This is a genomic window from Bifidobacterium callitrichos DSM 23973 (assembly GCF_000741175.1).
GTDB lineage: Bacteria > Actinomycetota > Actinomycetes > Actinomycetales > Bifidobacteriaceae > Bifidobacterium > Bifidobacterium callitrichos.
The window spans coordinates 73727-95570 of record NZ_JGYS01000015.1 but is presented as its reverse complement, the minus strand read 5'-3'; the positions used below and the strand labels follow the sequence as shown (position 1 = coordinate 95570).

General features: G+C 64.3%; 18 protein-coding genes. 9 read left to right on the top strand and 9 right to left on the bottom strand.

Features of this window, described 5'->3' with window-relative positions; genetic code table 11:
* Window positions 1-196: 196 nt before the first annotated feature.
* From pflB to BCAL_RS08585, 4 genes are all read right to left on the bottom strand, one after another.
* Window positions 197-2572: a formate C-acetyltransferase gene (pflB, locus tag BCAL_RS08600; RefSeq protein WP_043163889.1), complete on the bottom strand. Its 2376-nt coding sequence runs from the start codon at window positions 2570-2572 to the stop codon at window positions 197-199.
* A 209-nt stretch (window positions 2573-2781) separates the two neighbouring features.
* Complete coding sequence (locus BCAL_RS08595; RefSeq protein ID WP_043163887.1) at window positions 2782-3006, bottom strand: hypothetical protein; 225 nt, start codon at window positions 3004-3006, stop codon at window positions 2782-2784.
* Window positions 3007-3031: 25 nt separating this feature from the next.
* Window positions 3032-4729 carry an NAD+ synthase gene (locus BCAL_RS08590; RefSeq protein WP_043163885.1) on the bottom strand — a complete coding sequence of 566 codons (1698 nt, stop codon included), beginning with the start codon at window positions 4727-4729 and terminating at the stop codon, window positions 3032-3034.
* A gap of 20 nt (window positions 4730-4749) precedes the next feature.
* The gene (locus BCAL_RS08585; protein WP_043163883.1) at window positions 4750-5901 is read right to left on the bottom strand and encodes a M20 metallopeptidase family protein; all 1152 of its coding nucleotides are present in this window, start codon (window positions 5899-5901) and stop codon (window positions 4750-4752) included.
* A gap of 62 nt (window positions 5902-5963) precedes the next feature.
* Here BCAL_RS08585 and BCAL_RS08580 point away from each other — a divergent pair, with 62 nt between their 5' ends.
* The 5 genes from BCAL_RS08580 (at window position 5964) to BCAL_RS08560 (ending at window position 9986) form a co-directional block, all read left to right on the top strand.
* Window positions 5964-6776 carry a Cof-type HAD-IIB family hydrolase gene (locus BCAL_RS08580; RefSeq protein WP_043163881.1) on the top strand — a complete coding sequence of 271 codons (813 nt, stop codon included), beginning with the start codon at window positions 5964-5966 and terminating at the stop codon, window positions 6774-6776.
* Window positions 6777-6966: 190 nt separating this feature from the next.
* Window positions 6967-7806, top strand: coding sequence for a MetQ/NlpA family ABC transporter substrate-binding protein (locus BCAL_RS08575; protein WP_043163879.1), 840 nt, complete (start codon window positions 6967-6969; stop codon window positions 7804-7806).
* A 104-nt stretch (window positions 7807-7910) separates the two neighbouring features.
* Window positions 7911-8732 carry a methionine ABC transporter ATP-binding protein gene (locus BCAL_RS08570; protein WP_043163878.1) on the top strand — a complete coding sequence of 274 codons (822 nt, stop codon included), beginning with the start codon at window positions 7911-7913 and terminating at the stop codon, window positions 8730-8732.
* A 2-nt stretch (window positions 8733-8734) separates the two neighbouring features.
* Window positions 8735-9415, top strand: a complete 681-nt coding sequence (locus BCAL_RS08565; protein ID WP_043163876.1) for a methionine ABC transporter permease — start codon at window positions 8735-8737, stop codon at window positions 9413-9415.
* A gap of 31 nt (window positions 9416-9446) precedes the next feature.
* A complete protein-coding gene (locus tag BCAL_RS08560) occupies window positions 9447-9986 on the top strand; it encodes a peptidylprolyl isomerase (protein WP_043163874.1) in 540 nt (179 codons plus the stop codon).
* A 93-nt stretch (window positions 9987-10079) separates the two neighbouring features.
* On the opposite strand, the gene BCAL_RS08555 is transcribed toward BCAL_RS08560, so the two are convergent.
* From BCAL_RS08555 to BCAL_RS08545, 3 genes are read right to left on the bottom strand one after another with little or no spacing between them, the layout of a single operon-like run.
* Window positions 10080-12410, bottom strand: a complete 2331-nt coding sequence (locus BCAL_RS08555) for a RelA/SpoT family protein (protein ID WP_043163872.1) — start codon at window positions 12408-12410, stop codon at window positions 10080-10082.
* Window positions 12411-12458: 48 nt separating this feature from the next.
* Entirely contained in the window at window positions 12459-12941 is a 483-nt protein-coding gene (gene dut, locus BCAL_RS08550) for a dUTP diphosphatase (protein WP_043163870.1), read from the bottom strand.
* Window position 12942: 1 nt separating this feature from the next.
* Window positions 12943-13236 carry a DUF4193 domain-containing protein gene (locus BCAL_RS08545; RefSeq protein WP_043163868.1) on the bottom strand — a complete coding sequence of 98 codons (294 nt, stop codon included), beginning with the start codon at window positions 13234-13236 and terminating at the stop codon, window positions 12943-12945.
* Between the two features lie 158 nt (window positions 13237-13394).
* Between BCAL_RS08545 and sepH the strand changes: the two genes are divergently transcribed.
* Window positions 13395-14465, top strand: coding sequence for a septation protein SepH (gene sepH / locus BCAL_RS08540; protein ID WP_043163867.1), 1071 nt, complete (start codon window positions 13395-13397; stop codon window positions 14463-14465).
* A gap of 3 nt (window positions 14466-14468) precedes the next feature.
* Here sepH and BCAL_RS08535 read toward each other — a convergent pair whose 3' ends face one another.
* Window positions 14469-15761 carry an alkaline phosphatase family protein gene (locus tag BCAL_RS08535; protein WP_043163865.1) on the bottom strand — a complete coding sequence of 431 codons (1293 nt, stop codon included), beginning with the start codon at window positions 15759-15761 and terminating at the stop codon, window positions 14469-14471.
* An 80-nt stretch (window positions 15762-15841) separates the two neighbouring features.
* Here BCAL_RS08535 and BCAL_RS08530 point away from each other — a divergent pair, with 80 nt between their 5' ends.
* Window positions 15842-18517, top strand: coding sequence for a DNA gyrase/topoisomerase IV subunit A (locus tag BCAL_RS08530; RefSeq protein ID WP_043163864.1), 2676 nt, complete (start codon window positions 15842-15844; stop codon window positions 18515-18517).
* Between the two features lie 294 nt (window positions 18518-18811).
* Complete coding sequence (locus BCAL_RS08525; protein WP_043163863.1) at window positions 18812-19957, top strand: 4-hydroxybutyrate dehydrogenase; 1146 nt, start codon at window positions 18812-18814, stop codon at window positions 19955-19957.
* A gap of 384 nt (window positions 19958-20341) precedes the next feature.
* Here the strand turns inward: BCAL_RS08525 and BCAL_RS13790 are convergent, their stop codons facing one another.
* On the bottom strand, window positions 20342-20845 hold the full coding sequence (locus tag BCAL_RS13790) for a tetratricopeptide repeat protein (RefSeq protein ID WP_223847509.1): 504 nt from the start codon (window positions 20843-20845) through the stop codon (window positions 20342-20344).
* 186 nt (window positions 20846-21031) lie between these two features.
* Between BCAL_RS13790 and BCAL_RS12340 the strand changes: the two genes are divergently transcribed.
* The gene (locus BCAL_RS12340; RefSeq protein ID WP_152600282.1) at window positions 21032-21814 is read left to right on the top strand and encodes a response regulator transcription factor; all 783 of its coding nucleotides are present in this window, start codon (window positions 21032-21034) and stop codon (window positions 21812-21814) included.
* Window positions 21815-21844 lie beyond the last annotated feature (30 nt).

Below are 21844 nucleotides of genomic sequence, written 5' to 3'. Positions count from 1 at the left end.
GATGCGGATGCGGGATGGTGGTAGTGGTGTAGGTCGTTGGATTGCGGTGGTGTGCGCGGCATGCGGGTCGTGCGGGGATGCCGCCGGAGGCGGGGCCCATCCACGGATGGGCGCCCGTCCATGAAGGAAGGGGTGGGATTTGACTCCCACCCCTTCATCGTCCTACCGCCTCATGCGGTCGCTCATCGCCGAGGAATCAGTCGGTGACGGCGCCCTGGTGGAAGGTGCGGGAGATGACGTCGAGCTGCTGCTCCTTGGTGAGCTTGACGAAGTTCACCGCGTAGCCGGAGACGCGCACGGTCAGGTGCGGGTACTTCTCCGGGTGCTCGACGGCGTCCTCCATGGTCTCCTTGCGCAGCACGTTGATGTTCGCGTGGTAGAGGCCGTGGCCGTTGCCGGCGTCGAGGATGCCGACCAGGTTGCCGATGCGCTCGTCCTCGTCGCGGCCGAGGCCGTCGGGGGTGATGGTGTTGGTCAGCGAGATGCCGTCAAGCGCATCGTTGTAGTCGATCTTGCCGACGGAGAACATGGACGGCAGCATGCCGTGGGAGTCCATGCCGTTCTCCGGGTTGGCGCCCGGGGCGTACGGGGTGCCCTTCTTGTGGCCGGACGGGAAGGAACCAGTGTTCTTGCCGTACTCGACGTTGGAGGTGATCGTCAGGATGGACTGGGTCGGGACGGCGCCGCGGTAGACCGGCAGACGCTTGACCTGGCCCATGACCGTGGAGACGACCCACTTGGCGATGTCGTCGGCGCGGTCGTCGTCGTTGCCGTAGATCGGGAACTCGCCCTCGGTACGGTAGCCCACGACCAGATCGTCGTCGGCGCCCTCGACGTACTCGTACTCGTGGCCCTCGAGGTTCTTGGCCTCGGCGTTGGTGATCGGGTACACCTTGGCGTACTTGATCGCGGCGAGGGAGTCGGCGGCGATGGACAGACCGGACATGCCGCAGCCGAGGGTGCGGTACACCTCCTTGTCGTGCAGGGCCATCTCGATGGACTCGTACGCGTACTTATCGTGCATGTAGTGGATGATGTTCAGGGCCATGACGTAGGTCTCGGACAGCCACTCGAGAGCCTTCTCGTAGTTGTTCTTGACCTTCTCGTAGTCCAGGGAGCCGTCGGCCTCGGGGGCGATCGGGTCGATCACGCCCTTGTCGATGACCTGCATGCCGGTCATCTCGTCACGGCCGCCGTTGATCGCGTAGAGCAGCGCCTTGGCGGAGTTCACGCGGGCAGCGAAGAACTGCATCTGCTTGCCGACGCGCATCGGGGACACGCAGCACGCGATGGCCGCGTCGTCGCCCCAGTGGCCGCGGATCTCCTTGTCGGACTCGTACTGGATGGCCGAGGTGTCGATGGAGATCTTGGCGCAGAAGCGCTTGTAGCCTTCCGGCAGCTTCGGATCCCAGAAGATCGTGATGTTCGGCTCCGGGCCGGGTCCGAGGTGCTCGAGGGTCAGGGTGTTGAGCAGACGGAACGAGGTCTTGGTGACCAGCGGACGACCGTCGTCGCCGAAGCCGGCGTCGGACCAGGTCGCCCAGTACGGATCGCCGGAGAAGATGTTGTCGTAGTCCTTGGTGCGCAGGAAGCGGACGATCCTGAGCTTCATGACGATGTTGTCGATGAGCTCCTGGGCGTCGGTCTCGGTGATCCTGCCGGCCTGGAGGTCGCGCTCGATGTAGCAGTCGAGGAAGGCGGAGTTACGACCGAAGGACATGGCGGCGCCGTCCTGGGACTTGATGGAGGCGAGGTAGCCCATGTAGGTCCACTGCACGGCCTCCTGGGCGGTCTGGGCCGGACGGGTCAGGTCGAGGCCGTACTCGTTGCCGAGGTTGATGAGCTTCTTCAGGGCCTTGATCTGCTCGTCGTGCTCCTCGCGGAAGCGGATCCAGTGCTCGATCTCCGGCTCGGTGAAGTCGTTGCGGTACGGCACGGAGTCCTTGTCGCGCTTCTTGAAGGCGATCAGCTTGTTGACGCCGTACAGGGCGACGCGGCGGTAGTCGCCGATGATGCGGCCACGGCCGTAGGCGTCCGGCAGACCGGTGAGGATCTTGTTGTGGCGGGCGACCTTGATCTGCTTGGTGTAGACGCCGAAGACGCCGTCGTTGTGGGTCTTGCGGTACTTGGTGAAGATCTTCTTGATCTCCGGATCCGGCTCCTTGCCGGCCTCGCGGATGGCCTGCTCGACCATGCGCCAGCCGCCGTTCGGCATCATCGCGCGCTTGCAGGGGACGTCGGTCTGCAGACCGACGATGACGTTGTCGACCTCCGGGGACTCGATGTAGCCCGCCGGGAATGCGTCGATGTCGGCCGGGGTGTGGGTGTCCACGTCGTAGACGCGCTGCTTGCGCTCGACGGCCAGGTAGTTGTCATCGAGGTACTGCCACAGGTGCTTGGTCTTCTCGGTGGCCGGAGCGAGGAAGGACTCATCGCCCTCGTACGGGGTGTAGTTCTTCTGGATGAAGTCACGAACGTCGATGTCCTTCTGCCAGTTGCCGCCCTCGAAGCCGTCCCACGCCTTGGCGTCCAGCTCCTCCTGAGTGAGCGCGGTAGATTCCACAGCTGTCATATCCACTCCTTGGTGTTGTGTTCCTGCGACGCACCGTTGTCGTCGTTACTTCCATAGTCTAGCCGTTGGTCACTGGGAGTTAACGCAAAATACGCGTGAGCTATCTCACATTCCGTTATCGTTCACAGTGATCGCTCACACCAAGAGTGAAATCGGGCCGGCCCCCAGATAAGGGGAGCCGGCCCATGATGCGAATGGTCGGGACGGGGTCAGTCGTCGGCCTGACCGTCGTCCTGCGGACCGTTCCACTGGCGGTTCCACTGACGGTCCTGCTCCTTCCAGATGGTCTCGCGATCCTGGAAGATCTTCCACGCGTTGAGGGCGTCCTCACGGGACCTGTACGGCCCCATGCGCTGCTCTATCGGCGACTGGGGCCCCAGCTCCGGCTCCCCCGTGCGGCTGTTGAAATACCACTGTTTGCCCTGATCGGACATGATGCCATACTCCTTCTTCGCGCAACTATTCGCGGAACGCGTTGGTGATCGGCAGGCGACGGTCGCGGCCGAACGCGAGCGCCGTGACCTTGGGGCCGAGCGGGTACTGGCGGCGCTTCCATTCGGCGCGGTCCACCAGACGCATCACCGTATCCACGGTCCGCTCGTCGAAGCCGTCGGCGAGCAGGTCGGCCCGTCCGTGCGCGTGCTCGATGTACGCGGCGAGGACCTTGTCCAGCAGCGCGTATTCGGGCAGCGAATCGGAGTCCTTCTGTCCGGGGCGCAGTTCGGCGCTCGGCGCCTTCTCGATGGACGAGACGGGAATCATCACCCCGCTCTTCAGGGGCTTTCCGGGGTCGCCGCCCTCATTGCCCACGATCTTGAGACCTCCGATGCCGAGGCCCGCGGCGGCGGCGCGGTTGCGCCAGCGCGCAAGCTCCCACACGCGCGTCTTAAGCAGGTCCTTGATCGGCGCGTAGCCTCCGACCGCATCGCCGTAGATCGTCGAGTAGCCGCAGGCGAGTTCGGATTTGTTGCCGGTGGCCACGGCGAGCAGCCCCTTCGAGTTGGAGTACGCCATGACGATGACGCCTCGGATGCGGGCCTGCAGGTTCTCTGCGGACACCCCCTCCAGATGCAGCTGCCGCTGGTAGGCGTCGAACAGCGGTTCGATGGGCTGGACGTCGTAGTGGGCGCCGATGTTGGCGGCGAGGTCGGCGGCGTCGTCCTTGGATCCGTCGGACGAATACATGGAGGGCATGGAGATGCCGTGCACGTTCTCGCCGCCCACCGCGTCGGCCGCCATCGCGGCGACGAGCGCGGAGTCGATGCCTCCGGACAGGCCGAGCGTGACCCCGGTGAAGCGGTTCTTGGCCATGTAGTCCTTGAGCCCGAGCACGCAGGCGGTGTACACCTCCTCGTCCGGGTCGAGCGGGGGCGCGATCGTCCCCTTCGCCTGATGGACCGTGTCGGTGTCGAGCGTCCAGTAGGACAGGTCCTCCATGAACATCGGGGCCTGGGCGAGCAGCGTGCCGTCGGCGTCCATGACGAAGCTGCCGCCGTCGAAGACGAGATCGTCCTGACCGCCGACCTGGTTCAGGTAGACGAGCGGCGCATCGACCTCGGCGGCGCGGCGGTGCGCGAGGTCGAGTCGGACGTCGGTCTTGCCCTCCTCGTACGGGGATCCGTTGATGGTGACGAGCGCGTCGATGTCACGGCCGGCCAGTTCGGAGACCGGGCCGCCGTCCTGCCAGATGTCCTCGCAGATCGCCACGCCCAGTCGGGCGCCGTCGACGTCGAGGACGACTGAGCGATCGCCGGCCTTGAAGATGCGGAACTCGTCGAAGACGCCGTAGTTGGGCAGGAAGTGCTTGTCGTAGCCGGCCCACACCACGCCGTCATGCAGGACCACGAGACGGTTGTACGGCTTGTCGGTGGCGTGGTCGGTGCCGACCGTGCCGACCACGACGTACAGGTCGCCGAGATCGTCCCTCTTGAGACGGTCGGCGAGTTCGTCGGCCTTGTCCCATGCGGCCTGGCGGAACGTGCGGCGGAGGGCCAGATCCTCGATCGGGTATCCGGTCAGCGTCATCTCCGGGAAGACGACGACGTCTGCATGGCCTTCGGCGGCCCTGCGGGAGTAGTCGAGCACCTTGTCCGCGTTGGCGTCGAGCGCGCCGACGCAGGTGTCGATCTGGGCGAGTGCAAAACGAATCTGGGTCATGTCACCTATCCTAGGGCCTCTCAGGCAAGTTCCCGTCCGACGCGCAGCGCGGCGTTGACGTAGAAGTTCACGAACGTGGGCAGGGACTCGTCCAGTCCCACGAAGCGGGGGCTGTGCCAGTCGGCGCATCCGGGTTCGCCGTTGGAGCCGATGAACGCAAACACGCAACGGGTCGTCTTGGCGAACTCGCAGAAGTCCTCCCCCGCCATTGATGGACGGATCGGCTCGAGCGAGGCGTAGTCGTGCACGTCCCCGGCGACCGGCAGCGCCAGCGCCGCGTCGGAGACGACCGGATCCTGGAAGTCGTCCCACTCCACGTCGGCGGTGATGTCGAACGCCTCGGCGGTGTGCCCCACGATGGAGCGGAACCGGCGTTCGGCGAGCAGACTGTCCTCCTTGTGGAAGTAGCGCACGGTGCCCTGGAATCCGGCCTCCGCGGGCACGACGTTCCACACGCGTCCGCCGTGCACCTCGGTGATGGAGAACACCAGCGGGTCCAGAGCGGAGATGTTGCGGCTGACGATGGTCTGCAGTTCGAGGATCATGCTCGCCATCGCCTCGATCGGACCGGTGCCCTTGTGCGGATAGCCGGCGTGCGTGCCTTCGGCGTGCAGCGTGACCTGGAAGCGCACGCAGCCCGCCATCATCGGCTCCGTGCCGACGGCGATCCGGCCGGGCGCGTAGTTGGGGTTGTTGTGCGTGCCGATGACCGCGTCCACGTCGTCGAGCAGGCCGGCGTCCATCATCGCCTGGGCCCCTTGGCCAGTCTCCTCGCTCGGCTGGAAGAGGATCTTGATGGATCCGGCGAACCGGTCCCGGTGCGCGGCGAGCCAGAAGGCCGCGCCCAGCAGGCCGGTCATGTGCAGGTCGTGGCCGCAGCCGTGCATGACGCCCTTGTTGACGGATGCGAAGTCGAGGCCGGTGTTCTCGACGATGGGCAGGCCGTCGATGTCCGCGCGCAGCGCGACGCGCGGCCCCGGACCCCCTTCGCCGCGGATCAGCCCGACGACTCCGGTGGGCAGGGGGTTGTCGAGGATCTCCACGCCGTGCTCGCGCAACTGGTCGGCCAGATAGATGCTGGTGTCGAACTCCTTGAAGCTGCGCTCGGGGTGCGCATGCAGGTAGTGGCGGATTGCGATGAGACTTGGATCCAACTCGATATGCTCGGTCATGCCTCCCAAAATACTCCCTTGCGCTCCTGTACACTGGAAGATGATCGACGGGAGGTTTCATCGTGACGACTGCAGGCAGCGACATCAGGGGCGTGTTCTTCGACATCGACGGAACGCTGACGAGTTTCGTCACGCATATCGTCCCGGATTCGACCATCGAGTCGCTGCGCCGTCTGCAGGCCAAGGGGATCAAGGTGTTCATCTGCTCGGGCCGGGCGCCGAGCCACATGACCGTCGTGCTCGACATGATCCCGATCAGATTCGACGGCATCGTCGGCCTCAACGGACAGTACTGCTGCGACGACGACGGGTTCCTCGCCAAGGAGCCGCTCGAAGCCGACGACGTCGCCGCGATCACCGCATGGCTTGACGCCCATCCGGACGTCGTCGCGAACTACTGCGAATCCGACTACGTGTACTTCAATCAGGTGACCGAGACGATGCGCGCCACCTGGCGCCAGCTGGGCCGGACCGCGCCGAAGGTGTTCATCGACGACCCGCATACGCGGCCGCTGACGCACGAGACGTTCCAGATCAGCCCGTACATCGGTCCCGACGAGCAGGCCGAGATCGTCTCCCGGTGCCGCAACGTGCAGGGCGTGCGCTGGCATCCCGACTTCGTCGACCTCATTCCGGCCGACGGCGGCAAGCCGGTGGGCATTCGGAAGTTCATGGACCATTACGGCTGGACGCGCGACCAGATCATGGCCTTCGGCGACGGCGGCAACGACACCACGATGCTCGCGTTCGCGGGAATCGGCGTGGCGATGGGCAACGCCACCGAGGAGCCCAAGCAGGCGGCCGACTGGGTGACCGACGACGTCGACCACGACGGCGTGCTCAACGCCCTCAGACACTTCGGCGTACTCGACTGAGCGGGATAGCGCCATCTTTCGGGCAATCCCAAGCGTTTTGAAACACGGTCGAAATAACCTCTTATAACCAACGTCGATTACCACGCCGCACGATTCCCCTCGCAACGTCTGTATAGTTACGAATCGACACAGGCGCATGCGCCGTTCGTCATGCGCTTCACATGCATCACGCATCGAGAGAGGAAGAATCATGCGTTTCACGAAGACCGCCGCGGCTGCCATCGCCGCGATCACGCTGGCAGCGTTCGGACTGGCCGGATGCGGCAACGCCTCCACCGCCACCAGCTCCGAGGACGACAAGACCATCACCATCGCCGCCAGCCCGACCCCGCACGCCGAGATCCTCAACAAGGCCGTCAAGCCGATCGTCGAGAAGGACGGCTACAAGCTGGAGGTCAAGGAGTTCACCGACTACGTCCAGCCGAACACCGCCACCGAGGACGGCGAGGTCGACGCCAACTACTTCCAGCACAAGCCCTACCTGGACAACTTCAACAAGGAGAAGGGCACCCACCTCGTGTCCGTCGAGACCGTGCACTTCGAGCCGTTCGGCCTGTACCCGGGCAAGACCAAGTCCCTTGACGCGCTGGCCGACGGCGCGACCGTCGCCGTGCCGAACGACGCCACCAACGAGGCCCGCGCCCTCCTGCTGCTGCAGGACGCAGGGCTGATCGAGCTCAAGAACCCCGAGGACATCAACTCCACGCCGAAGGACATCACCTCCAACCCGAAGAACCTGCAGTTCAAGGAGCTCGAGGCCGCCGTGGTGCCGACCGTCATCAAGGACGTCGACATCGCCGCGCTGAACGGCAACTACGCGATCCAGGCCGGCTTCGATGTGACCAAGGACGCGCTTGAGCTCGAGAAGGCCGACGGTCTGGCCGCGAAGACCTATGCGAACATCCTCGTGGTCAAGGAGGGCAACGAGAACACCGCCAAGACCAAGGAGCTCAAGAAGGCCCTGAACTCCGACGCGGTGCGCGACTACATCAACGACAACTACAAGGGAGCCGTGGTTCCGGTCTTCTGATCGGATCGTTCGGACGCCCATTTGATACGATGCCGCACGGCACGGGACCCATCGGCCCCGTCTCGTGCGGCATCGCCGCGTCTCCCCCACGACAAGGACTACCCATGATCCAATTCGACCATCTGAAGAAAAGCTATGGCACCGGCGCCGATGCGCACGAGGTGCTGCACGACATCAACCTGACCATCGAGGACGGCGAGGTGTTCGGTTTCCTCGGCTCCTCCGGCGCCGGCAAGTCGACGCTGGTGCGCACGATCAACCTGCTGGAGCGCCCCACCGAAGGCAAGGTGATCATCGACGGCAGGGACGTCTCGCACGTCTCCGGCCACGAATTGGCCGAGCTGCGCACGAAGATCGGCATGATCTTCCAGGACTTCAACCTGTTCCAGCAGCGCACCGTGCTTCGCAACGTGACCTTCCCGCTGGAGCTCGCGCACCGTCCGAAGGCGCAGCGCATCGAACGCGGACGCCGGCTACTGCGTCTGGTCGGTCTCGAGGGGTTCGAGGACCGCTACCCCAGCCAGCTGTCCGGCGGTCAGCAGCAGCGCGTCGCCATCGCCCGCGCGCTGGCGAACGAACCGAAGATCATGCTGTGCGACGAGGCGACGAGCGCCCTCGATTCAACGACGACCGTGCAGATCCTCGACCTGCTGCGCCGCATCAACCGCGAGCTCGGCGTGACGCTGGTGATCATCACCCACTCGCTGTCCGTGGCACGCAACATCTGCGACCGCGTGGCAATGATCGACGGCGGCAACATCGTCGAGGTCGGCGAGACCGCGGAGCTGTTCGCACACCCGAAGAGCGACATCCTCAGGACGCTGATCGCCAGTGCGAACGAGCAGAACGGCCGCGATGAACAGCATGAGGCCGGGAACAACACCGAAGACGACGCCGAGGATGCCGGCACGAGGGAGGATCGCTGACCATGGGACAGGTCGTTTCGCAATTCATCGCCGACTACGGCGAACTGCTGCTCGAGGGTACGCGCGACACGCTCGTCATGACCGCCGTGTCGACGCTGCTCGCCTACGTGCTCGGCATCCCGCTCGGCGTGCTGCTGACCATCACGGGACCGAAGTCGCTCTGGCCACACCGTGCGCTCAACACGGTGCTCGGCTGGATCGTGAACATCGGACGTTCGATCCCATTCATCATCCTTCTGGTGGCGATCATCCCGTTCACCCGTCTGATCGTCGGCACGTCGCTCGGCGTCGAAGGCGCGATGGTGCCGCTGGTCATCTCCGCGGCCCCGTTCGTGGCGCGCGTCGTCGAACAGTCCCTCGCGGACGTGGACGGCGGCCTCATCGAGGCGGCGCAGAGCTTCGGCGCGAACAACTGGCAGATCGTCACCAAGGTGCTGCTCTTCGAGAGCCTGCCCTCGCTGGTGCGCGGCGCGGCCATCACGTTCATCAACCTGTTCGGCTACTCGGCCATGGCCGGCACCGTCGGCGCGGGCGGTCTGGGCGACATCGCGATCCGCTACGGATACCAGCGCTACCAGTACGACGTGATGCTCGTGGCCGTGATCCTGTCCGTCGTGCTCGTGCAGGTCATCCAGTCGCTCGGCGACTGGATCGCGCAGCGCATCGACCACCATGCGCGCTGACACGCTGTCGAGTACGTTAGACTGGGGCGTTATGAGCACTATCATCATGCACACCTCCGAAGGTGACATCACGATCAACCTGTTCGACGACAAGGCGCCGGAGACGGTCAAGAACTTCCTCGGCCTCGCCACCGGCGACAAGGAGTGGACGGATCCGTACACCGGCCAGCCCTCCCACGAGAAGTTCTACAACGGGCTGACCTTCCACCGCATCATCAAGGACTTCATGATCCAGGGCGGCTGCCCGCTGGGCAACGGCACCGGTGGTCCCGGCTACGACTTCGACGACGAGATCGACCCGTCGCTGAAGTTCGACCGCCCGTACCTGCTGGCCATGGCGAACGCCGGTCTGCGCCGCGGCATGGACGGCAAGGTCCACGGCACCAACGGCTCGCAGTTCTTCATCACCACCGTGCCGACCCCGTGGCTCGACGGCCATCACACGATCTTCGGCGAGGTCGCGGACGATGACTCGAAGGCCGTGGTCGACAGGCTCGAGGCGCTGCCGACCGATCCGATGGACCGTCCGACCGAACCGGCCGTGATCCTGTCCGTCGACGTGGCCGAGTGACGGTTCGCCTCACCACCAGACGCAACATGGGAACGCCCCCCTGATCCGCTCAAGGATCAGGGGGGCGTTCGATATTACGACCTGTGATCTGCTCTACTTCATCCGGCGCAGACGAGGTTCGGCGGAGTCCTTCGCGCCGGTGATGCGGTAGACGTCGAAGACGCCGTCGATCTTGCGCACGGCCGCGAGCAGCGTGTTGAGATGCTGCGGATCGGCCATCTCGAAGCTGAACTGGCTGGTGGCCACACGATCGGAGCCGGTGGAGATCGAACCGGAGATGATGTTGACGCCATGATCGGAGAGCACGCGCGTCACGTCGGAGAGCAGGTTGCGCCGGTCCAGCGCCTCCACCTGGATCTTGACCATGAACACGCCCTTGGTGCTGGTCCACTCCACCTCGACGACGCGTTCGGACTGTCGCTTCTCAAGATCGATCATGTTCTGGCAGTCGGTGCGATGCACGGACACGCCCTGATTGCGTGTGATGAAGCCGATGATCTTGTCACCGGGCACCGGCATGCAGCACCGGGCCAGCTTGACCCACACATCGCCCACGCCCTTGACGGACACGCCCGACGAGCTGGTGGTCTTCTGGCGGCTCTCCACCGGCTTGAGTGGCAGTGCCTCCTGCTCGATCTCCTCGTCGACCTCGTCGGCGCCCGCATCCTTGACCAGATGGGAGATGACGTTCTGCGTGGAGATCTGGCCATCGCCGATCGCGGCGAACAGACCGTCCGCGTTCGGGAAGTTGAGCTCGTCGGCGACGCCGACCAGCGCCTCCGGGGTCATGAGCGTGTTGATCGGCAGGCTGCGCTTGCGCATGGCGCGCGTCAGCTCGTCACGCCCCTCCTCGATGGCCTCGGTGCGACGCTCCTTGGAGAACCACTGGCGGATCTTGTTGCGTGCCTTCGGGCTTTTGGCGAAGCTCAGCCAATCGCGCGAGGGACCTGCGGTGTCTGACTTCGAGGTGAGGATCTCGACGGTGTCGCCGTTCTCGAGCTTCGTGTCGAGCGGCACGAGACGGCCGTTGACGCGTGCACCCATCGTACGATGGCCGACCTCGGTGTGCACGGCGTACGCGAAGTCGATCGGCGTGGCCGCGGCCGGCAGGGAGATGATCTTGCCCTTCGGCGTGAACACATACACCTCGGCCGAACCGAGATCCTCCTTCAGGGATCCCAGGAACTCGTTGGAGTCGGGCGTCTCGGAGGTCCAGTCGGCGAGCTGCTGGATCCACTTGAGGTTGTCGGCCTCGCTCAGCTCCTGGCTCTCGGAGCCCTCGCGCTTGCGGTCGGACTTGTCCGGCGAGCTCAACGCGCGTCCTGCCTGCCCGTTCTCCTTGTACTTCCAGTGCGCGGCGATGCCGAACTCGGCCCTACGATGCATGTCCCACGTGCGGATCTGGATCTCGACGGGTTTGCCGCCGGGGCCCACCACCGTGGTGTGCAGCGATTGGTACATGTTGAGCTTCGGCATCGCGATGTAGTCCTTGAACCGGCCGGGAACCGGGTTCCACCGCGCATGCACGGCACCAAGCGCCGCATAGCAGTCCTGAATCGAATCGACGATGATGCGCACGCCCACCAGATCGTAGATGTTGGCGAAATCGTGGCCGCGCACGATCATCTTCTGGTAGATGGAGAAGTAGTCCTTCGGGCGTCCGGTCACGTACGCCTTGATGTGCTGGGCGTCGAGATCCTCGTGGATCTCGGCCAGGATCTGCTTGAGGTACACGTCGCGCTGCCCTGCGCGACGAGCTACGAGCACGACGATCTCGTTGTAGATCTTCGGGTAGATGACCTTGAAGCTCAGCTCCTCGAGCTCGGTCTTGATGGCGTTCATGCCGAGGCGATTGGCGAGCGGCGCATACACATCGAGGGTCTCATGCGCCTTCTTGACGGCGCTGGAGGTCTTCACATACCGCCAGGTGCGGGCGTTGTGCACGCGGTCGGCGAGCTTGACGACCAGCACGCGCACATCACGGCTCATCGCCACGACCATCTTGCGGATGGTCTCGGCCTGCGCGGAGTCGCCGTACTCCATCTTGGACAGCTTGGTGACGCCATCGACGAGACCTGTGACGGTGTCACCGAATTCGGAGCGGCACTGGTCGAGCGTGTAATCGGTGTCCTCCACAGTGTCGTGCAGGAGACCCGCGGCGACGACCAACGGACCCATGCCAAGATCGGCGAGGATCTGGGCGACTGCGAGCGGATGGATGATGTACGGCTCGCCGGACTTGCGCCGTTGGGCGGAATGCTGGATGACCGCGCGACGGTAGGCGCGTTCGAGAATGGTCAGATCCTCACCGGGGTGGTGGACACGGCATGCCTGCATGATCGGCAGCAACGGGTTGATCGGATCCGTACTGACCTCGCAACCCAGCTTGCGTGCGGAATCAAACTCCATGTCATCGCCTGCCATGGCCACCTCCCTCGGTTCGTGCTCTCTGGCTCTCTATCCTAACGCGACTCAGGCCACACCCGTGGAGCCGAATCCACGTTCAGCCCTGTCGGAACCGGGAAGGCTCCGCGCGGGAACGAATCTCGCCTCCACATACCGCTGGATGACCAACTGGGCGATGCGATCCCCCACTTCGAAATGCGCGGTGCGCTCGGGATCCAGATTGATGAGCGGCACCTTGATCTCGCCGCGATATCCGGCATCGATGGTGCCGGGCGCATTGAGCACAGTGACGCCCTGCTTGACCGCCAGACCGCTTCTCGGATGGACCAGACCCACGTATCCGTTCGGCAGGGCGATGGCGACGCCGGTGGGTACCAGAGCGCGCTCGAAGGGCTTGAGATCGAACGACTCCGCGGCCCTCAGATCGGCGCCGGCGTCACCGGCATGCGCGTAGCCGAGCGCGGCGAGTTCGGCCGGCTGATCCGGATCGACCGGCTTGACGAGAACCTCGGTGTTCTCCGGCTCATTGTATGCGGGATCGAACGTCATATCAGGCGGCGCACTCCTGGCATACGGGCTGGCCGTCATCCGTCATGTAGGCGAGCTGGCTGCGATGCTTGACCAGGAAGCACTCGGAGCAGATGAACTCGTCACCCTGCATCGGGATGACCGTCACGGAGGAGTCCTCGTTGCTCAGGTCGGCACCCGGCAGCTCGTAGTCCTCGGCAATGGCGTTCTCGTCGTCGTCGATGTCGCTCGAAGAGTTCTGAGAGCTCTTCCCCAGAGCCTGCAGCGATTCCTCGTCCTCGTCCTTGTTACGGGGGGAATCATAATCCTGAGCCATCGCGATCCTTTCGTCTGTGCGTCGCGCGCGTGGGCGCGGACTATTATGACCAGCTGTGTTTACTCGGCATAGGATACACGATTTGAAATACTCGTAAAGTTCGACACGTGGGGCATACTTGAAGAAGTGACCCAAGTTTTACAGAAAGTGGTGCGCGCATGACTGAGGATTCGCCGAGAGGGGCTCGTCTCGACCATGTTTCCGATGCCGGCGACCTGGTCTTCGAGGCGGGGGGCGAGCGTTTCGTCGTCACGGTGGACGATGCGTTGGAGCGTGCGGTTCTCGCGGCGAAGCAGATCCGCATGGAATCACGCAAGCTACGCCAGCCGAGGGCGAACGACGCCCTGCCGATCTCCAAGATCCAGCAGCTTATCCGCGCCGGTGCGGATCCGTCCCAGGTAGCGGAACGCTATGGTCTCGATCAGGCTCTGGTCCGTCGTTTCTCCGCATCGGTGCAGATGGAGAAGCAGTACGCGATCGAGCAGTTCAAGCGCGTGCCCGCACCCAAGGAGAGCCGCGTGCGCACGGTGGAGGACCTCATCTACATGACGCTCTCGCTCGCACGCGTCGACCGCGGTACGCTCGCGTGGCAGGCCACCCGCCGCGGCCACGAGCCCTGGCACATCTCGGCGACGTTCCTCGCCTCCGGACGCAAGGTGCGTGCCGAATGGACGTGGGACATGCACGACAACACCGTGGTATGTCTCAATCCTGCGGCGAAGAAGCTGCTCGGCGAGCAGAACCTCGGACTTGGCGACGTGGACGGACGCCGTCCGGATCTGACGCCGATCATCGCCGAAAACATGACCTCCGCGGCCGGAATGTCCGACGACGTCGACGTTCCCACGGCAGTGGACACCGGCACGGGTACGGCGGAGTCCACGGATGCTGCTTCGGGCACCGGGGATGCAGGCGACGCGGGCAATGCGGATCCGAGTGACCCTCATTCCGGACACGGGACCGCGCAGACGCCGCAGCCTGCCACAATGGGCGACATTCCCGTCATCTCCGTCAAGGCCCCATCCGCCGCCCCGGCCGCCGACGGTGCGGTCGGGGATCTGCCGCCTGTTCCCGATCCCACCGAAGCCGATCTCAGCCGAGTCCCCGCGGCATCGGGAACGGACGCCGACTCCTCCGCCGGTTCGGACGAAAACGGGCAGCCGGCACGCAAGCATCGTACGAGACGCTCCGCGATCCCGAGCTGGGATCAGATCCTGTTCGGAGAGTGACGTCTATGCCACGTCGATCAGACAGGGGATGTCCATCTCCAGCATGGTCTGCGAACCATGCACGCTGGGCAGACGCGTGGCCTTGTCGGATTGGATGCGCGAATCAACCAGTGTGACGGCGCCGGCCGCCTGCACGATGACGTCGCCGAGCATCCGTTCGATACGGGGCTCCACCGGCCCGAACAGTCCGTCGTCGATGGCCTGACGTCTCGTGCGCACCAACGCCCGCTCCCCCAGCCGTTCGCGCCACCGTGCGGCGATGTCCTCCGGCGACTCGTCGCGTTCGGCATACAGCATGAGCGCGCGAGGCTCCCCTCCCACCAATGCGACGCCCTGTGACAACGCCGGTTCAGCTGCGATATCGATGCGTTCGGCAGGATCGGTGGCCACCATGCCGTGATCGGCGACCACGACGATGAGCGTTCCCTTCGGCGCCTCGCGTCGCAGCAGCGCCAGCTGCGCGTCGATGCGTTCGAACGTGCCCACCCACTGCTCGGAGTCCCAGCCGTCGGCGTGCCCGACCTTGTCGGCGTCGCGGATGTACAGGTAGGTCAGGCCAGGCGTGCGCGCCGCCTTCGCGGCCGCGCGCACACGGTCGTTCGGCGTGACGCCGGCTATGTAATCGGAGCCGCGCAGGGCAGCCTCGGTCAGCGGGGAGCCCTTGAACTTGGCCAGTCCCGAGCTGGTGACGCGCACATGCTCGGCAGCGAGGCGCTCGAAGACGGTGGGTTCGCGCTGCAGATCATGTGGGTCGATGACGGGACCGGTCTTCTCGCTCTCCGCCTTGGGCAGCAGCGGATCCTTGAACTGGATCAGCTGGATGATCCTTCCGCTTTCCGGTTCGAGCTGCGTGTATCCGGCCATGCCGGTCAGCCCCGGGCAGGTGCCGGTACCGAACGTGGCCATCGCGGCCACGGTGGTGCTGGGCGCGCAGGTGGAGATCGGACGCTGGTTGGCGTGCTCCTTCATCAGCGAACGCAGGTAGGGGGCGTGGCCGAGCCTCATGTTGAGATTCCAGTAGCCGAGTCCGTCGACGAGCACGACGATCGCGGAGGTCGCGTCAGGCAGTCCGAGCGCATGCTGCAACACCGCCGGATCGGCGTGCACGCGCGTCGGAACCGGATGTCCGATCGCCGAAGACAGAGCCGGCAGCACGGCGGACAGATGCAGCGCGCCACCACGCCGGTCCGTGGCGACGTTCGTGTCCTCCCCTGGTTCCTGCGGCGTCCAGTCGCCGTATCCTGCGGTCGGGGTCAATCGCAGCAGTTCGCTCATCTGCGGCACATCCACACTCATAGGGTTTCAGTGTAATCGCCGTTCGTCATCTTCCTGCTGTTATTATGGTGCGGGTTTGTTTTTCCAAGGAGTCCGCACATATGGCATCGCATCGTAGGAACACCACTTCGGCATATGATCCTCGCACGGTCAAGGAGCATATCGTCGAGACGCCGTTGAACGAGGAGATGAGCAAGTCGTTCCTCGAGTACGCGTATTCGGTGATCTATGCGCGTGCGCTTCCGGATGCCAGGGACGGTCTCAAGCCGGTGCAGCGCCGCATCATCTATCAGATGGGACAGATGAACCTCACGCCGGACCGTCCATACATGAAGTCGGCGCGCGTGGTCGGCGAGGTGATGGGTAAGCTGCACCCGCATGGCGATTCGGCGATCTACGAGGCGATGGTCCGTCTCGCGCAGCCGTTCGCGATGCGGCTTCCGCTGGTCGACGGCCACGGCAACTTCGGTTCGCTCGACGACGGGCCGGCCGCCTCCCGTTACACCGAGGCGAGACTCGGGCCCGCGGCTCTCGCGATGAATGCGGACATAGACGAGGATACGGTCGATTTCACGCCGAACTACGACAACAAGCTCAAGGAGCCGACCGTACTGCCGTCGGCCATTCCGAACCTGCTGGTCAACGGCGGATCGGGCATCGCCGTGGGCATGGCCACGAACATGGCCACGCATAATCTGGGCGAGGTGGTGGCCGCCGCCAAGCATCTGATGGCTCATCCGGACGCCACGCTGGAGGAGCTGATGCGCTACGTGCCGGGCCCGGATTGGCCGGGCGGCGGCATCGTGATCGGACGCGACGGCATCCGCGAGGCGTACGAGACGGGCCGTGGCACGCTCACCACGCGTTCGAAGACGCATATCGAGAACGTGACGGCGCGCAAGAAGGCCATCGTGGTCACGGAGCTGCCGTTCATGGTTGGCCCCGAGCGCGTGCTGGAACGCATCTCCGAAGGCGTGAAGTCACGCAAGCTGGAGGGCATCACCGGCGCCATCGATCTGACCGACCGTCACAACGGCACGCGTATCGTCATCGAGATCAAGACCGGCTACGACCCGGATGCGGTGCTCGCGCAGCTGTTCCGTCACACGCCGCTGCAGGACAACTTCACCATCAACAACGTGGCGCTGGTCGATGGCCGCCCGCACACGATGGGGCTGAAGGAACTGCTTCAGGTGTGGGTGGAGCATCGCCGCGTGGTGGTGCGCCGACGCGGCGAGTTCCGCCGCAGGAAGGCGCTGGAGCGTCTGCACCTGGTCGAGGGACTGCTGCTCGCGATGGTGGACATCGACGAGGTCATCCAGGTGATCCGCTCCTCCGACGACGCCGATGCGGCGAAGAACCGGCTCATGGCCGTGTTCGATCTGGACGAGGTGCAGGCCCAGTACATTCTGGATCTGCGTCTGCGTCGTCTGACGCGTATGAGCCGCATCGAGCTGGAGGCGGAGCGCGACGATCTCAAGCAGCGGATCGAGGAGCTGGAGCGCATCCTCGCCTCCGCCGAGGAGCTGGATCGCGTGGTCGTCGACGAGATGGACCAGACGGTCACGCAGTATGGGACGCCGCGCCGTACCGTACTGCTCGACGAGGGACCCGACGGCTCTCTGGTGCCAGTGGTCGCCAAGGGCGATGACTCCGGTCTGGCCCGTGCCGCGTTGGAGGCGGCGCAGGCGGCGACGAGTCTGACATCCGTGCAGGCCGATGTCGCCGCCGCGAACGCGGCCATGAAGGCCGGCGAGACCGAGGCCGCCGCGGCAGCGCTGCAGATCGAGGACGAGCCATGCGTGGTGATGATGAGCGCCACCGGTCTGATCGCGCGGGCCACGCCGTCCGCGATGGACGTGTACGAGTCGCGTTCGGTGTCCGACAAGCGGGTGAGCGACGACCAGATCACGACGATCTTCACCACGTCGACCCGTGCCACCTATGCGCTGATCACCTCCGCCGGACGTCTGGTGCTCGCCCACGTGGCCGACCTGCCGGCGTTGCCGCCATCGCAGACGCTGAGCGTGACGGGAGGCGTGAAGGCCGACGAGCTGATCGGCATGACCGAGTCGACCGATCCGATCGACGGCGAGCACGTGGTTTCGGCGATCGCGATGACGCCTCACGAGGAGGGCGGTGAACTGCCTCCTCTGGCGCTCGGCACGCGCGGCGGCGTGATCAAGCGCTGGAACCGCGAGGCGCCGACGACGATGGATTCGTGGCCGGTCATCGATCTCAAGGACGGCGACGAGGTGCTGCTCGCGGCCCCGGCCGCGGACGAGGATCGTCTGGTGTTCGTCTCCTCCGATTCCTCGCTGCTCACCTTCGAGGCCGGCAACGTGCGTCCGCAGGGTCGTACGGCCGGAGGCATGGCCGGCATCCGTCTGGCCGAGGGCGCGCATGTGGCCGCGTTCAACGTGGTTCCCGCCGGCAAGGTCGCGTGGACGTATGAGGAGGGCGAGAACGGTCTGACCGCCGCCTCGGGTGCGGTGGTGCTCACCGTGGCCGGTGACGCGGACGCGCTGCCCGGCACCGAGAACGGCTCGGCGAAGGTGACCCCGCTGGAGATGTACCCGACCAAGGGCCGTGCGACGGGCGGCGTGCGCTCGCAGCGCTTCCTCAAGGGTCAGAACACGCTGATTCTCGCATGGGTGGGTCTCTACCCGCTGCATGCCTCTTCCGAGTCAGGCTCCCCCGTCGAACTGCCCAAGCCCGACATGCGTCGCGACGGCTCAGGCGTGGACCTGACCGCCCCGATCGCGATCATCGGCTGAAGGCTGCCGTCAATAGGTGTTGTTCGCCGGGCAGCTCCCCTTGTCAGAGGATCTGTCTGGCGAAGCATCCCTGAGTGATAGTTCAACGGCGACGGGAGACTGCTCAATGAGTTCTACAACAGCGAGCATGGGCAGAGCTGACGGATAGGTGGAACCGCATGTCTGAAGCCGCATGTCTCGCATGCGACTAACGGTTACCGAACGGGTCTAGCATCATACGCAACGGCGTACGCATTCGACGCGTACACCGCGGGCATGACACATACGCGAAATATGCGAAAGGCGGGTTCAGCCATGAAGATGCTCACCGTAGGACCGAAGGACATCTACCAGTTCGCCACGGTCAAGGAGTTCGCCGAGGAGTTCGAACTCGGACCGCGTGATCTGGTCGTCACCATCGGCATGATCCATGACGCGTTCGTGAAACCGTATCTGAATGGCGCGAACGTGCTGCTCGTCGACAAGTACGGCAATCAGGAGCCGACCGATGTGATGATCGATGCGATCATCACCGATGCGAAGACGTTCGACTACGACCGCATCGTCGCGATCGGCGGCGGCGCGGTGATGGACATGTCGAAGATCGTGGCCGTGGCCGGTGGCGCGTCGATCGACGAGGTCATCGACCATCTGCCCGACTTCACGCGTACCGTCGGACTCGTGCTCGTACCCACCACCTGCGGCACGGGCAGCGAGGTGACCGAGATCGCGGCCATCAACCGCACACGTCTCGGCTGCAAGGCGGGCATCGCCAGCGCGCAAATGTTCGCCGACCATGCGGTGCTCATCCCGGAGCTGCTGTACGGCCTGCCTGACCACGTGTTCATGACGAGCTCACTGGACGCGCTCGTGCATTCCGTCGAATCCACACTGTCACCGAACGCGACACCGTACACGCGTCTGTTCGGCTATGAGGCAATGCGCATGATCGTAAGCGGCTATCAGGCGATCGTCGCCGCCGGCGGTCCAGACGGCGATGCGCAGGCCCGGCGTGTGAAGCGCAACGAGCTGATGAACGACTTTCTCATCGCCTCCGACTACGCGGGCATCAGCTTCGACACCGGCGGTTGCGCGGCCGTGCATGCATTGAGCTACCAGCTGGGAGGCAAGTACCATGTGCCGCATGGCGAATCGAACTATGCGATGTTCACCGGCGTGCTGCGAAGCTACATGGAGATCAAGCCGGACGGGGAGATCGCGAAGCTCAACGGCGTGCTCGCCGGACTGCTTGGCTGCAACGTGGCCGACGTGTACGACGAGTTGGAGAAACTCATCAACCAGCTGCTGCCGAAGAAGGCGCTGCACGAGTACGGCGTGACCCGCGAGGACCTGCCGGAGTTCACCGAACGGGTGATGACCACGCAGGGGCGTCTCATGCGCAACAACTACGTGCCGCTCGACGCAGCCCGTGTGCGCAAGATCTTCGAGGAGCTGTACTGAACCGGATCGATACGAAGGAAAACGTACGAGAAACCGCGTCCGCCTAAGCAACAGGAGCGACCAGCCCTGAGCACACAGGCCCCGGAGTACCTCCGAAGTCGCCGGCTTCGGCGTCATCCGCGCATTCGTCCAACATGTCATCAGTGGCCAAACGGCCACCCTTAACGACAAAAGCCGTGAAACGACACTACACTAAACCCATGAAACCCACGAAAACAGAGAAAACTGACACCTCGTATCCGAATGACGAATATCCGAATGACGAACACAGGTGGCCGAAACCGAAACGGCTTGAAAGCACCGGATCCGCCGCCAATACCAAGGTCTTCGCCCGGAACAGCCGACGCGCCATGCCGTTCAAGGCCACCGGGCACAAGGGAGGCATCAGCTTCCGGTGACTCGTTTCGCTCCCTGCGTCGACCGTCCTGTCAACCGAAGAGCCTGACGCATATCCATGACACCGGCCTCGGCCTCCCACAGCCTCGCGTCGTATACTGAGCCACCATCGCGCACTTCCAGTTCCAGACCGGTGCGCGCAATCGAATACCAGTGGAGCGCCCGCTCATAGTCCAACATACATCCGCGTGCGTTTGCGTACGCCCGTGCAAGACGTAGCGCTACGCTCCCCCAGATGCGCGGCGTACCATCACGACCGTATCGGTACGCTCTCAGGAACATGTCAAGAGCCTTGGCGTAGTCGATCTCGCATCCCCTGCCTTCGGAAAGCATATCACCGAGTTTGTAGCAACCTTCGGCGATACCGGCTTCGGCTGCGTGACGGAAGCACTCATACGCCAATACATCCGTATCCGGCTTGGGCGGCACTTCGCCGAAGGTATCGAAATACGAGCGATAGTACTCCCCCTCGCACCGGTCATAGGCGTACACATAGCCAAGGCAGAGCCAGCCGATCGGGTTACCACGGCCCGCCGCATGCCGGTACAGGATTTCGGCGGCCTTGAAGCAGTCAATACGCAGCTGATGGTCCTCTGCCGATGGCGAGAGACCGAAGAGACGGGATTATGACCCCGCGACGACATCACGGCTACTACACTGGTCGGCAGGAGGCGAATCATGAGACTTCTGGTGGCGGTAGGCAATACGGCGTTGTCCCATGCGATTCAGGGGACGCTCAGCAATGCCCGGTATACGGTGACGGCGATCGATCCGAAAAGTCTGGTCTCCCCCGCTTTGGCGTCCGAAACCGTCATCTCGGTTCTTCGCGAGCATGCCTCAGATCCGGATGAGAGGCCGTTCGACATCGCGATTCTCGGTTCGACGGATCTGGTGGCGGCCGCAAAGTCGGCACAGCCGTCGATCAGAACCCTGCTGCTCGCCACCACCACCCTGCGTGGCACCGCAGCCGATGCCGCACGTATGGCCTCCGCACGTGCCAATGCGGCCCTCGATTCGACCGGCGACGAAGATGGCCATCCGTCCGATCAGTCGTCCGATCAGCCCATTGCCACGGCGAAACCGGATGCCACGCTGCGACTGCCGTTCTCCGATACGGAGCTGCTCTCCTACGTGGAACTGTTGGCGCGTGATTCCGCAGGAGCCGGCCCGGAGACGATGATGATCCGCGGCGATCTGACGTTGGATCTGACGAGTCGAAAGGCGTATTTCGCCAGTACGCACAAGGCGATGCCGTTGTCCCGTTTGGAATTCGACATCCTCGAGACGCTGGTGAGGGCGCGAGGACGGTTCGTCGGTCTCGACGAATTGCAGCATTCCGCAGGCGGATCGTACTTCACGCAGGAGGGGCTGGTCCGTCGAGGCGTCGAATCACTGGATCGCAAGCTGCGCAACGCCGGTCTTGCCCTGACCAAGCGCGACGACTGGTATCGCGTGCTGTAGGCGCTGTGCCGCAGACCCTGCACGACCTCA

Bases quoted from the DNA above. Each gene is read 5' to 3' on its own strand.
- pflB (WP_043163889.1), bottom strand. From the start codon at position 2,572: ATGACAGCTGTGGAATCTACCGCGCTCACTCAGGAGGAGCTGGACGCC.
- BCAL_RS08595 (WP_043163887.1), bottom strand. From the start codon at position 3,006: ATGTCCGATCAGGGCAAACAGTGGTATTTCAACAGCCGCACGGGGGAG.
- BCAL_RS08590 (WP_043163885.1), bottom strand. From the start codon at position 4,729: ATGACCCAGATTCGTTTTGCACTCGCCCAGATCGACACCTGCGTCGGC.
- BCAL_RS08585 (WP_043163883.1), bottom strand. From the start codon at position 5,901: ATGACCGAGCATATCGAGTTGGATCCAAGTCTCATCGCAATCCGCCAC.
- BCAL_RS08575 (WP_043163879.1), top strand. From the start codon at position 6,967: ATGCGTTTCACGAAGACCGCCGCGGCTGCCATCGCCGCGATCACGCTG.
- BCAL_RS08570 (WP_043163878.1), top strand. From the start codon at position 7,911: ATGATCCAATTCGACCATCTGAAGAAAAGCTATGGCACCGGCGCCGAT.
- BCAL_RS08565 (WP_043163876.1), top strand. From the start codon at position 8,735: ATGGGACAGGTCGTTTCGCAATTCATCGCCGACTACGGCGAACTGCTG.
- BCAL_RS08560 (WP_043163874.1), top strand. From the start codon at position 9,447: ATGAGCACTATCATCATGCACACCTCCGAAGGTGACATCACGATCAAC.
- BCAL_RS08555 (WP_043163872.1), bottom strand. From the start codon at position 12,410: ATGGCAGGCGATGACATGGAGTTTGATTCCGCACGCAAGCTGGGTTGC.
- dut (WP_043163870.1), bottom strand. From the start codon at position 12,941: ATGACGTTCGATCCCGCATACAATGAGCCGGAGAACACCGAGGTTCTC.
- BCAL_RS08545 (WP_043163868.1), bottom strand. From the start codon at position 13,236: ATGGCTCAGGATTATGATTCCCCCCGTAACAAGGACGAGGACGAGGAA.
- sepH (WP_043163867.1), top strand. From the start codon at position 13,395: ATGACTGAGGATTCGCCGAGAGGGGCTCGTCTCGACCATGTTTCCGAT.
- BCAL_RS08535 (WP_043163865.1), bottom strand. From the start codon at position 15,761: ATGAGTGTGGATGTGCCGCAGATGAGCGAACTGCTGCGATTGACCCCG.
- BCAL_RS08530 (WP_043163864.1), top strand. From the start codon at position 15,842: ATGGCATCGCATCGTAGGAACACCACTTCGGCATATGATCCTCGCACG.
- BCAL_RS08525 (WP_043163863.1), top strand. From the start codon at position 18,812: ATGAAGATGCTCACCGTAGGACCGAAGGACATCTACCAGTTCGCCACG.
- BCAL_RS12340 (WP_152600282.1), top strand. From the start codon at position 21,032: ATGAGACTTCTGGTGGCGGTAGGCAATACGGCGTTGTCCCATGCGATT.